Origin of the sequence: Veillonella parvula (assembly GCF_040097785.1) — a bacterium.
GTDB lineage: Bacteria > Bacillota > Negativicutes > Veillonellales > Veillonellaceae > Veillonella > Veillonella parvula_D.
On sequence record NZ_JBBNNS010000014.1, the window covers coordinates 1 to 647 of the forward strand.

Annotated in this window: 1 rRNA gene; it reads right to left on the bottom strand. The window is 41.3% G+C overall.

The features are described from left to right. Positions 1–576: 576 nt before the first annotated feature. Positions 577–647: ribosomal RNA gene (locus AAA071_RS09475) — 16S ribosomal RNA — on the bottom strand; the annotation flags it as partial.

Genomic DNA, 647 nt, shown 5'->3' on the forward strand with positions numbered 1-647 from the left:
ATTTTACGCCATAATTTGCGGCTAACTTCGTTGTGCTGCGTTCGGTTTGTCTTGCGTACATAAGTACGCGGCGACATTCCCTCACTGGCACGCCTCGTTATCCATCAAATTCTGACGAAAATCTATTTTTAGATTTTATTGACATGCATTAGATACATTGTCGTTTTTTGTAGCCGTACATTTTCATGTACGTCACCATTAAGTCAGAGAATTATTTCCTATGTGCTCGGGTCAACCTACTTAGAAATTCTAAGAGATGACCTTACAAATATATATTAATTCTTCTATGCAGTTTTCAAAGAACAAATCTGCCGTACATTCCGTGTTACTCGTCGTTGCACTTGTCTTGCTCATCTAGCATACTTCCAGTATGCGTCGATTTCGCAACCCTACGTGCGCCTAGATTAACGCGTAATGTATAACGTCATATTACATTGAGAAATCTATGACAGATCTCTCAAAACCAAACAATGATAAGTATGTAAGTACAGCTAGCGCTTATGCTACGTCTACTTACTCACCAAAGTGTCGACCTAAGTGACATCCAAGCTCTTGGCTTGGTGTATGTCTCCCTAGAAAGGAGGTGATCCAGCCGCACCTTCCGATACGGCTACCTTGTTACGACTTCACCCCAATCATCGACTTTA